The following is an 11,177-nucleotide window of genomic DNA, read 5'->3' on the forward strand; positions in this document are numbered from 1 at the left end:
TGCGTTAGAGCTGCGGAGCGATGTGAGCGAGTATGACTTCTCAGCTCGGCTCGCTCCATATCTCGAAGCTGATGTGTTGCCGCGAAAACATTTTGACGCACCGCTCAGATTTCAAAGCTATCTATTCGAGCGCCTCGAGAAACCACCAAGTACCGGCAACTTTCTCGACGAGCTGGAATTTCACGTGGCTGCGCGCCTTTGTGAGATTCTCGGCGTGACCATGATGTTCGGCAAGAAGCAAACGCTAGAGACGCTCTCGAATTCAGATTGGCTCGCTGCGGGTGAACTCGGCTTCAGTTATGCAAGCGAGCCCAATGGCTACAGATCAGCCCTGACAGAGCTGCAGCGAAATTTCGACCTCGTCGCGACCAGCAAAGACGGCGTTGCTGCCGTCTTTGGTCACTTGCACAGATGGCTTTCCATCGGACGCCCAGATCCCTCGTTCAAACCGGTCCGAGATCTGACTCGCGTCCACATCGTCCAAAGCATGCCTATCGGTGCGGGGGAGGTCTTGTTTGGCGAAGCGGTGACGGTGCGTAAGATTCACTCTGTTCGGTCAGCCAGCGTCGAACTTCAAGCGCAGCCTCAACGACTGCGACGCCTTCTCAGAGCTCATGGGTGCCTGGCTCCGGCTGATGATGGAAAGCCAGATGCACTGACGCTCTTCGACGCCCAGCGCCATGCTGGCTTCCTTTGCGATATTCGCGAGGCCATTCATAGGCCGCGCGTAGGCCGGTATATAGGAGCTAGCGGACAGATGGTGTCTTGCTTGATCAGGGAAGGCCTTATCAAACCATTCGTGCGCGCATCCGCAGAACATCAGCTGCAACAGAATTTGTTTTTGCCGCGAGACCTTGATGGATTCCTGGAACGATTGTTTGAGCACGCGATTCTATCAAAGAAAGCAACTGAAGAACCCTTGGTGGATGTAATGACCGCAGCGCATCGGGCTAATACTCCGTTGTGGAAGGTTCTTGAATGGATACTGAGCGGCCGACTGAAGCCCCGTCGCGGCCCTGGTCCACTTAAGGTCACGGCACTGTTGATCAATCTTCCCGAACTGCGAACCTTAGCCCGCAGCGAGTATGACCTCATCACCCGAGTGGATGTCTGCAAAACCTTGAAAGTGAGCAAGGACGATGCCAGGCGGCTGGTTAAAGCCGGTCTTCTCAAAATTGAATGGGAAAACGACCGGTCTAACCGCAGACATAAACATCTTGTATGCAAATCGGATCTCGAGAGATTCTATAGAAAGTATTGTTCCCTGAACGAAGTCGCTCAATATGCGAATGTAAGCTGCGCCCACGCAGAATACATCCTCACCAGTAATGGATTAAGGCCCGCAATCCCACGCGACCGCGGCCTCCACCCGTTTTACTTCCGCTCAGTTCTCGGATCAGGTCCGATCGCCCTGGCGCACGCTCGAAAGGACAGCGAGTGGAATGATGTCGAATTCCTCGATGCGCATTTTCTAAATGCAACGCAAATCGCGCGGATCGCCCCCTTTTTTCCCAAGCGTTACCAGCGGGCAGATTGGCGAGCAGTCAGTGGGATCGTGCACATCATGAGACAAGGCCTGCGTTGGTCCTACGCCAACGAGTATGGGGGCATCGGCCTCTACAGTCGCTTTGTGACTGGTAGTCGCCGAGGCGTTTTCGATCGCGTATTCCATGCTTTGGCCCAGGAGGATCTCGGCCCCGATCGCATTCTCGTCAGCATCGAACATTTAAACGCCCAGCCAACAGCGGCGAAGCTCGTTGAGGCAGGATTTTTTCCTCTCTTATCCCGCGAAGCACTTCGGCAAACATGATCTGAGCCTGACTCCCATCGGGCCCGCTCGCGACCCAGACAGCAGCTGACTTGAGCTCAGTTCTCGTTTAACTCGACAATTGCATCGTTTCCATCGCCCTGGCAGCCATTCTGCCAGGGTTTTTCTGTATCGGCGGCCAGAGTATCTAGTGACAACTTGGTTGCGCTACGGTGACACCGCCGAAAGCACCAGATCGTCCAAGTTATTGATTTTATTGCGCACGAAGTGACAAACTCAGTCTTTTTCGACAGTTCCCTGTGAGAAATGACCCATAGTGTTGCCTCAAATGCACCTTGGCGCCGCACAGTCACAGTCGTCGGCGGATCAGCCGGAAGGTTTGCTATGCTCGACGCGCACCTCTTGGCGACGCCGAAGCTGGCCATGGGATGTACGCATCTCGAGGTCGATCTGGAGCCGCTCGCCAATGCGATGCTTGAGGGTGCGTGGCTCGGCCTTGCCTGGCTGCAGCTCTTCGAACGTCCGATATGCGACGTGACGCGCCTGCCGATGCGCGAGGTCGTTTCTGCCAGCCACTATCTCGGACCTGACGCTTAGCCTTCGGCGAGGTGGTCTTCGATTATCTGGCGGTGGGCGAAGCTGCCGGTTGAAGGAGTGACCGGGGAAAGTGAGCGCCCTACGGGGCGCCACGCCCGGTAACGCGGATGTATGATTTACATTACCTGCGCCGACGAGAATTCTCTTTAACCGCGAGAACGTCTCCAACCCGCTCCACGGCAAGGTGATCATGTCCAGAAACGTCGCCGAACTCATCGTAGAGACCCTTGGGCATGCGGGCGTCGAGCGCATATACGGCGTCGTCGGCGACAGCCTCAACGGCCTGACCGAGGCTCTGCGCAAAACGGGCACGATCCGCTGGGTGCATGTCAGGCACGAAGAGGTGGCGGCCTTCGCCGCCGCAGGCGAGGCGCAGATCACCGGTCATCTCGCCGTCTGCGCCGGCTCCTGTGGGCCCGGCAATCTCCACCTGATCAACGGTCTCTACGATGCCCAGCGCAGCCGCACGCCGGTGCTCGCCATCGCAGCTCAGATTCCTTCGGCCGAGATCGGCGGCGGCTATTTCCAGGAGACGAATCCGAAGGCCCTTTTTCAGGAATGCAGCGTCTATTGCGAGCTGGTCTCCGACCCGCAGCAGATGCCCTACGTGCTTGAGAATGCGATCCGGGCGGCCGTCGGATTGCGGGGCGTCGCGGTTATCGTCGTGCCAGGGAATGTCGGCTTGAGTTCGGCCCCAGAGCGCCCGGTCTCTCCGCTGCGGGGGCTGCTGCCGCCGTCGCCGGTGGTGACCCCTGCCGAGACCGAGCTCGAGGCGCTGGCGGGGCTGCTCGATGGAGGCAAGCGCGTCACACTGTTCTGCGGCCGCGGCTGCGCAGGGGCGCATTCTGAGTTAATGGCCCTCGCCGAGGCGCTGAAGAGCCCGATCGTCCATGCCCTCGGCGGCAAGGAGTATGTCGAGTACGACAATCCCTATGATGTCGGCATGACCGGGCTGATCGGCTTTGCATCGGGCTATGAGGCGATGCATGCCTGCGATGTATTGCTGATGCTCGGGACGGACTTCCCCTACAAGCAGTTCCTTCCGACCGGCGCCCAAATTGCACAGGTCGATATCCGGCCTGCCAATCTCGGCCGGCGCTGCAAGCTCGATCTCGGCATCGTAGGGGATGTGAGAGCCACGATCACGGCGCTGCTGCCGCGGCTGACTGTCAAGACCGACCGCTCCCATCTCGACGAGAGCCTGGCGCGCTATGTCAAATCGCGCGAGGGTCTCGATGCGCTCGCCAAGGGCACTCCGGGCCGAAAGCCGATCCATCCCCAGTACCTCGCCAAGCTCGTGAGCCATCTCGCGGCAGAGGACGCGGCCTTTACCTTCGATGTCGGCACGCCGGCGATCTGGGCGGCTCGGTATCTGAGAATGAACGGCAAGCGCCGCCTCGTCAGTTCGCTTGTCCACGGTTCCATGGCCAATGCGCTGCCCCACGCGGTCGGCATCCAGGCTGCCCAGCCGCGGCGGCAGGTCGTCTCCCTCTCCGGCGATGGCGGCTTCACCATGCTGATGGGGGACCTGATCACGCTGACCCAGGAGAAGCTCCCGGTGAAGACCGTGATCTTCAACAACGGCGTGCTCGGCTTCGTCGCGCTGGAAATGAAGGCCGCCGGCTTCGTCGAGCTCGGCACCAATCTCGACAATCCCGATTTCGCCGCGATGGCCAACGCCATGGGCATCCTCGGCATCCGCGTCGAGGACCCCGGCGACCTGCCGGACGCCGTCCGCCGCATATTAGCGCATGACGGGCCCGCCGTCCTCGATGTCGTCACCGCGACGCAGGAGCTCTCGATGCCGCCGACGATCGGCCTGGAGCAGGCCAAGGGCTTCGGGCTCTGGATGCTGCGCGCGGTGATGAGCGGACGCGGCGACGAGGTGCTCGATCTGGCGCGGACCAACCTACTTCGCCGCTGAAGCAGGCTGGCTGCCGATGCCGTGCGCTTCGGTTCGAGTTCGTCGGACTGATTCTCGGGCCGCTGAAATGATGATCGTGACCCTGAAGATACGTGCCGATGGAGCGATTGCCTGCCCTTGCGGAGCCCCTGGACTGCACGTTCAGGAAGGGCAGCTTCCCGGCAGCGTCTCCAGTTCCGCTATTGGCATTTTGGGCAGCTCCCTCATCCGCAAGAGGCCGCGTCCTGGGATCTTGTCGTGGTGTGCCGCCGCGCGCGCCACTTCGCAACACGCGCGCGCCAGTTTCCGAACAGGCCCCGCCCTTTATTCAGTGCCGGCGGAACTCCGCGCCGGCGCCTTCTTTCATCTGACCCAGGATCACATCGAGCGTGTTCGACCATGACTCCGCCATCTCGTGGGTCATGTCCCCGCCCATGACATCGCCGATCGTCTTTAGCATCGCGGCCCTGAACGTGTCGTAATGATCCAGCTCGACACCGTACCCGACGTGCTTCCGACCCAGTGTCTGCAGGCCGATGGTCACATGTTTTCGCCTCTCAAGGCCCGACACCACGCTCCGCAACATGTGGGAGAGCATTGCTCCCTGCGAAACTGTACCATTGCTAAAGAGCCCCTCCAGTTCGGGGCGCATAGCGAACATGTTCGCATAGAACTGCTCGGCAAACACGGAAGGGTCATTGAGAAGCCGGCCGATCGAGCGTTGCGCCAGTGCGAACGGGCTAGGGTCGGAGAACCCGTCGATTGCGAGGAGCTCGACGTCGTGCCGCTTACCGCGAAGCCGAGCCATCGTGGTCGCGGTGATCGAGAGCGACGCTTCGGCGAGCCTATCAGCGACCGCGCGCGAGATGAGAATCTTGGCCCCCATCTCCTTTGTCATCGCCTCGATCCGGCTGGCCGTGTTCACGTCGTCTCCGACAATCGTCAATCTGCGGAGCGTCGGATGGCCGACTTCGCCGACAATTGCGTTGCCGAAATGGACCCCGATCCCGATCTTGAGCAGAACCCCGAAGGAGCCCGCAAGCTCTTCGTTTAGCCTGTCAATCGCCTCCGCCATCCCTAACGCAGCTCGCATCGCTCCGCTGCAGCTCCGGGCGTGATCATCGTCGTCAAGTCCGAAAAGCCCGCAGATCTGATCGCCGACGTAATGGCTAATGATGCCTCCGTTGAGCAGAATTGGATCTCCAAGGACTTCGAAGAAGCGGTTGAGAATATGCACCACATCGAATGCGCTATTCGTGTCAGCGAGAGCGGTGAAATCGCGCATATCGCAGAACAGAATGGCCAACTGACGTTCTGTGCCGGCCTCTCGGCCAACCGTTTCGGCACGCAGCTGACTCGCCGCCGCCTCGCTGAGCACAATCCGTTCCAACGAGATGTTCCCACTTGCGGATGTCTGGCACGCGAGCCGGATCGTCGGATCCCAGCCACGAGCTTGGGCGAGTTCCGTCTCGCGCCTTGTTGGAGCCGACAAGTGCGATGCGCCGTCCAGAATGCGGACCCGGCACGTCGTACAACGACCGTGGCCGCCGCATTCATGCCAGTGGGTGATCTTATGGGCGATCGATATGTCGAGCAGAGTAGCGCCCGTACCGCTGGCCTCGACTGTCACGCCGGCGCATCTGTACCAAACTGACGGCACTCCCCCGCCCTCCGGATGAGGTCCCCCCTGCTCGACTGAAAGGCAAGAGGTGTTCAGCGCGGCGACCAGAAGAGTACGACCAGCCACCGGCACCGCAGCCGATCCTGACGCTGATATGCTCCTCAGCGAGCGATATCACGAAGCCCGGGCCCCAGACACATCTTTGCGACAGAACCGGCGGACGGTTCGACCATGCAGGTTGTCGCACTACTGGGCGGTCGTCGCCGAAGAAGTCGGAATGTCCGCTTCCCGGTTGTCACCCAACTTCCGCTCCTGGCGCTTAGCTGACGCTACGGAGTACCCCGACGAAGAGTGGATCACGTCTACATCCGAAGAGGTCCGTGAAGGACGCCGGCCCCTTCGATGTTCTAGCCCGCGTCCGGACGAGCGCTGCCCAGCAGTTGGAAGGCGAGAGTCAGCGCGGCGCTCGATCGCTCTTCGCCGCGCGGTCGGCTCGTTGCCAGGTCGATGACGGATAGGCCGACGAACATTGCGTGGATCAGGTCCACGCTTGCTTCGGTTGCCAGCAGTCCGAACCGGCTGAGCATGACCTTCAATTGACCGCAGAAGCCGTCCGTGAGCTCGTTGAACAATGCACGCAACTCGTCTTCCTGATCAGCAGCCTGATTGAGCGCGACCAGAAGTCGCGTGTTCTCGTGCCCTCCAATCACGGTGGCGATAATCCGCACGGCATCCAGAGGATTCTTGCTGGCCGAAATCATCTGCTCGGCAGCCGCGAGTTGCCGGTCGATAGCCACGCGCGCCACTGCAGCCAACAGGGCGGTGCGCGTCGGGAAGTAATAGGTGAGGTGCCCCTGCTTTAGGTTGGCCCGAGCCGCGACCTTGGCTTGCGCGAACCCCGCGAGCCCTTCCTCCCGCAAGATTTCCAGGCCCGCCTCAATCAGATCAATTCGGCGATCTCTCATCTCAATCCTTATTTTGGTATGTTGACAAACTAAGGTCGCTCCGGCATTTTGTCAAACGACAAAATATCGGAGACGGTCCATGAGTGATAGCTTCGACGACGCCGGGTCTTTCCTCGACAATCTCATTCCGCTGAAGACGCGGCTTGACCAAAACCAGACGGCCGGGTGGCGCCCCGGCGCTCCTGTCCACCAAGGGCTCGGCTGTCGGGTGCACCCCGACCAGATGATTCCTGTGGCCGAGGGAATCTCTCTGGCGGCGGACATCTCGATGCCCAAGGTGGCCGGGCGATATCCAGCTGTCGTCGTGTTTTCAGCGTACAGCCACCAGTTGCAATCGACGGGACTGCCAACTGGAACGAATGAAACCGGTGAGGCGGCCCTCTTTGCGGACCGTGGCTACAACCATGTGGTGGTTTCGCGCCGCGGGATGGGACGTTCCCAGGGCGAAAGCGTGGTCTTCTTCAACGAGACCGATGTCGACGATCATGAAGCCGTCATCGAGTGGTGCGCACGCCAGCCCTGGTGTGACGGCAACGTCGTGCTCTTTGGAACGTCCTATTACGCAATCGTCCAGCCGCTTGTTGCGGTCCGGCGACCGCCCGCGTTGCGGGGCTTCTTTGCGCAGGGCACTGATACCGACTATTTCCGGAATATCGCGATGACCGGCGGCGCACCGCAGGTGGATTTTCTGACCCTGTGGCTCGGAGCAAACTTCACGGTCGCGCAAGAACGGCTTCATGTCCCACCAGTCCTGCGAGCGGCGGCGAGCCGCCTCCTCAATTCGCCGCTGAAGCGCCTCTGGGCGCCCGCTCTCCAGCCTCACATGACCAAGATCCTGGACGGGTTCAAGAAACTCACGCCCGATCTGAAGTACCGGAAGCTGTTTGCCGACTGGGTGTTCGACGGCAAGACCCGCGAAAGTCACAGCATCCCGTCCGGTCCCTACCAGAACCTCGATCAGATTCAGGTGCCGTTCGTCGTGGTCAACGACATGGGGGCGTACAATCTCCACCAATTCGGCGCTTATGAGCTTCTGGAGAAAGCCGGCACGCCTGCGGATCGCAAATGGCTCATCATGGCGCCGCCCGAGTTCGCCCTTCCCGTCTATCGTTGGCAGTGGGAGGCACTCGCCTTCTTCGATCATATCGTTCACGGGGCCGCCAACGGCTATGATCGGCAGCCTGCGGTGCGATATCACCCCGATGGGGGGCGAGAAGATGAATATCGCGGGGCGACGGCGTTCCCCATCCCGGGCAGCGAAACGGTACGCTTCCACCTGAACTCGGGCGGCCAAGACGGCGCGCGACACAAACTCTCAGAGCGAGCAGGGTCCGGTCAGAACAGCTGGGCGGCGGTGCCGTTCGGAGCCATCGTTCCACCTGGCCTGGACGAAGCGGCCAATCCGATCCTGACGTTTGAAACCGAGCCCTGTTCTGAAGAAATCGAATATGCAGGCCCGGTTACGCTATCCCTCCGGTTCAGCTGCTCCGAGATCGATAGCCACGTCGTGGCGAGGCTCGGACGCGTTGATCGGGCCGGCGTTTATCACCAGCTGTCCTTCGGGACCATTCGACCAGCGCTCCGCCGACTTGATCCGGACCGCGGCTCGGCTACGGAGATTGCGCTGGATTTCAGCACGCCCGAGCCGCTCGTTCGAGGAGAGCCGGTCACCCTTCTCTTCAGCCTGACGCCGAGGCCTGTCCTTTTGGCTGCCGGCGAGAAGCTGCGGCTGGAGATCGCCAGTCGAACGGATTTGCTACGCAGCGACGTCAATCACGGTTACGAGCAATTCGAGATGATGGTCCCGCCCTATTTTTCGCGAAACACCGTGCACTACGGCGAGGAAAGCTATGTCGAACTGGCACTGCGGCGGACCTAATGCGTTCCATCGGACCTTCGTCGGCGATCGCGGAGGCGAGGTCAATCACAGCACGCCGCCGTGCAATTGAACGTCTGCTTGTTGGAAGGGGCGCGAGGTCAGCTATTGGCGCGCCGCGGCCTTCAGGCTCCCTCCCGAAAACGACTTGTGATGACAATGGAATGCAGCAACGCCGGGCAATGGACCCAAGGCGACATCCGTCTGCCGTAGCACGGGCGTGGGGACTTCTGCCGGCTCATCAAGCTCCCGGAAGACATGACGGCTTATTGCGATGTCTGGCTCGGGAAGGCGTCTGCCGTCGCGAGGCAATTTCTGGCTCGGAGGCAGGCCCTGCAGATCGTTACTATTCAGGCTGACCACTTCCTGGCCTGGCTTGAAGCGCATCAGTTGTTGAACACCTCCGCAAACCGTCTCCGCTATGTCGAAATGCGCGCCACTGCCGCCACGGCGACGGCGGCCGAAATCGCTGCGGAAGCGCATGTTTGTCAGCACCGCGAGACAGCTTTATTCGATCAGTGGAGCTCGCTCGACCAGGATCAAAAACACGGCGAAACCGGCGAGATGTAGGGTGGCAGCGATCAGCATGGGCGCTCCCTCCAAAGGTTTGACCTCTGAACGCCGCAGCAGCTCGTTCGGTTTCAATCAAATCCCGTCGCTCTTGGCTCGGATCAGGAATGCCCCGCCCTTTACACGGATCGCGGCATTCCACGAGTTCCGTCACGGGGTCTGCGACAGGCTTGCAGCAGGCCGCAATTGTGGATGGGGAATGTCATCGGCAATTTAGCCATCGCCCCTGCAACGACATTTCAGCGTGATAGACGCTCGAGCCGTCCGCCGAGCGGACATGCACGCTAAATACTCTGATGTCCCCGTCGGGCAGAACCTCCCGAACCATATCGGCCAAGGCATCCAACGCGGCACGCCGAGCGCCATCATCGCTCGTCAGTTCAAGCCCGGTGTCATCCTCATCGGACCGTTCGCCGTCAGAGCTGTCGATGAAATAAAGAGGCATGACGTTTCAATCCACGACACGCCCCGCGGTTCCCGTCACCGCGGTTCCTGTATCAAATTTAGATAGGTCGGGTCGAAATCCGCTACCTTCGCCAGGCTGTCGAAATCGTGCACATGAACCCTCCCGTTCTCCCAGGTGAACGTTCTTGTTTGCCTCAGATCCTTCAGCGTCCTGCTCACATGCACGACAGATAGTCCCATCATGTCCGCAAGATCATATTGGGCGATCGGCAGGTCGAACGTATCGTTTTCGACAAGGCCCACGACCTTGAGGCGCAAGTACATTTCACAGAGCAGATGGCTGATGTGAGCCGCGGGCGAGCGACGGCCCATGGAGGCAATCCAGGCGCGCTGGATCGCGCCATCAATGACAGTCGACAGCCAGAAAAGACGAGTGAGGTGTGACGACGCCTCGCATACTCTCAACAAGTCAGAATGAGGCACGAAAATGGCCTCGCATTCCGTGATGGCGACAACACTGTGATCCATCAGCTTCAGCAAGAAGGCATGGAGGTCGACGAAGTCCCCCGGCACATGGAGGGCGCTGATCTGCCGACTGCCATCACTGAGATAGACCTCACGGGCTGCGAGTCCACCGGTGATCAAGCAGCTTTCGCCGGGGCGTGAATGCTCGACAACCAGTTGCGAACCTTTTGCAAAGACGCGCGAACGGTGAGGCAAACCTACAATGAGTTCCGAATCGAGATCCGAAAGCCGGTCACGTCCCGCCAGCGCATTGATAAGATAAGAAAGTCCTGACACCCGGGCCCCTCGCCTTCAGACTGTACGGCATCGATTGGCCAGAAAGTCAGCATTCTGCTGTGTGAACGCCGCGTGCCACCGATCTCTAGCCATACAAAACGCATGCTCCTTCGCTGCGTTCCGTCCTCAAGCCAAGTCGATGTAGGAACCGACGGACCGGAACCGTGTCGAGGGAATTTTCTAAGCGATTGAAGGGAGCATCAAGGATGCTGTGGCAAACACGGATGACGATCTCGATGTCACGCTGAAAGTAGCGAGCAACTCGAAGGCAAGACCCAGGAGCGCTATGCGCTAGCAACGATCGATCAGGCCCCGACGGGGACGGCTGGTAGAACCGACGGAGACTGGATCATCGCCGGTCGAGCAAGCTTGGTGCCCAGCCAAACTTGACGTCATCGACAACCCGGCGCTCAAGAATGCGTTGGGCATCTATGAATATCGAACGCACGTGCGTTTTGGAGGGCAGCCGGAAGTTCGGTCAAATGACATTGTCAGCGAGCGTGCTCGGTGCTCCAATGAATTGCCCGCACCTTGAGGCTGACCCATGTTGCGACGAACGAGCGGTCCGGCAGCCACACCATGTGACCGGGGCAGAGACGCGGCCGAGCGCGTCGACAAACAAACTGTACTGTTTCGCTTTACCGACCAGTTGTTCCGCTCTCGGACTCTGA

General features: G+C 60.0%; 9 protein-coding genes. 5 read left to right on the forward strand and 4 right to left on the reverse strand.

Annotated features, from left to right (window positions below):
• Nucleotides 1-22: 22 nt before the first annotated feature.
• From VGO04_RS09325 to poxB, 3 genes are all read left to right on the forward strand, one after another.
• Nucleotides 23-1,810, forward strand: a complete 1,788-nt coding sequence (locus VGO04_RS09325; RefSeq protein WP_327495661.1) for a hypothetical protein — start codon at nucleotides 23-25, stop codon at nucleotides 1,808-1,810.
• 342 nt (nucleotides 1,811-2,152) lie between these two features.
• Entirely contained in the window at nucleotides 2,153-2,365 is a 213-nt protein-coding gene (locus VGO04_RS09330; protein WP_327495662.1) for a hypothetical protein, read from the forward strand.
• A 187-nt stretch (nucleotides 2,366-2,552) separates the two neighbouring features.
• Nucleotides 2,553-4,289, forward strand: a complete 1,737-nt coding sequence (gene poxB, locus VGO04_RS09335; RefSeq protein WP_327495670.1) for a ubiquinone-dependent pyruvate dehydrogenase — start codon at nucleotides 2,553-2,555, stop codon at nucleotides 4,287-4,289.
• A gap of 307 nt (nucleotides 4,290-4,596) precedes the next feature.
• Here the strand turns inward: poxB and VGO04_RS09340 are convergent, their stop codons facing one another.
• Together VGO04_RS09340 and VGO04_RS09345 are read right to left on the reverse strand one after the other, a co-directional pair.
• A complete protein-coding gene (locus VGO04_RS09340) occupies nucleotides 4,597-5,898 on the reverse strand; it encodes an adenylate/guanylate cyclase domain-containing protein (protein ID WP_327495663.1) in 1,302 nt (433 codons plus the stop codon).
• Nucleotides 5,899-6,296: 398 nt separating this feature from the next.
• Nucleotides 6,297-6,854, reverse strand: coding sequence for a TetR/AcrR family transcriptional regulator (locus tag VGO04_RS09345; RefSeq protein ID WP_327495664.1), 558 nt, complete (start codon nucleotides 6,852-6,854; stop codon nucleotides 6,297-6,299).
• A gap of 79 nt (nucleotides 6,855-6,933) precedes the next feature.
• Here VGO04_RS09345 and VGO04_RS09350 point away from each other — a divergent pair, with 79 nt between their 5' ends.
• Together VGO04_RS09350 and VGO04_RS09355 are read left to right on the forward strand one after the other, a co-directional pair.
• Nucleotides 6,934-8,733: a CocE/NonD family hydrolase gene (locus tag VGO04_RS09350; RefSeq protein ID WP_327495665.1), complete on the forward strand. Its 1,800-nt coding sequence runs from the start codon at nucleotides 6,934-6,936 to the stop codon at nucleotides 8,731-8,733.
• A gap of 255 nt (nucleotides 8,734-8,988) precedes the next feature.
• Nucleotides 8,989-9,300 carry a hypothetical protein gene (locus VGO04_RS09355; RefSeq protein ID WP_327495666.1) on the forward strand — a complete coding sequence of 104 codons (312 nt, stop codon included), beginning with the start codon at nucleotides 8,989-8,991 and terminating at the stop codon, nucleotides 9,298-9,300.
• 202 nt (nucleotides 9,301-9,502) lie between these two features.
• Here the strand turns inward: VGO04_RS09355 and VGO04_RS09360 are convergent, their stop codons facing one another.
• Nucleotides 9,503-9,745, reverse strand: coding sequence for a DUF6894 family protein (locus VGO04_RS09360; protein WP_327495667.1), 243 nt, complete (start codon nucleotides 9,743-9,745; stop codon nucleotides 9,503-9,505).
• A gap of 35 nt (nucleotides 9,746-9,780) precedes the next feature.
• Nucleotides 9,781-10,506, reverse strand: coding sequence for a Crp/Fnr family transcriptional regulator (locus tag VGO04_RS09365; RefSeq protein WP_327495668.1), 726 nt, complete (start codon nucleotides 10,504-10,506; stop codon nucleotides 9,781-9,783).
• Between the last annotated feature and the right edge of the window lie 671 nt (nucleotides 10,507-11,177).

Origin of the sequence: Ensifer sp. (genome assembly GCF_035999185.1) — a bacterium.
GTDB lineage: Bacteria > Pseudomonadota > Alphaproteobacteria > Rhizobiales > Rhizobiaceae > Ensifer.

What these genes read in the sequence shown, in the direction of transcription:
- VGO04_RS09360 (WP_327495667.1), bottom strand. Translation starts at nt 9,745, where the DNA reads ATGCCTCTTTATTTCATCGACAGCTCTGACGGCGAACGGTCCGATGAG.
- VGO04_RS09350 (WP_327495665.1), top strand. Translation starts at nt 6,934, where the DNA reads ATGAGTGATAGCTTCGACGACGCCGGGTCTTTCCTCGACAATCTCATT.
- VGO04_RS09355 (WP_327495666.1), top strand. Translation starts at nt 8,989, where the DNA reads ATGACGGCTTATTGCGATGTCTGGCTCGGGAAGGCGTCTGCCGTCGCG.
- VGO04_RS09330 (WP_327495662.1), top strand. Translation starts at nt 2,153, where the DNA reads ATGCTCGACGCGCACCTCTTGGCGACGCCGAAGCTGGCCATGGGATGT.
- VGO04_RS09345 (WP_327495664.1), bottom strand. Translation starts at nt 6,854, where the DNA reads ATGAGAGATCGCCGAATTGATCTGATTGAGGCGGGCCTGGAAATCTTG.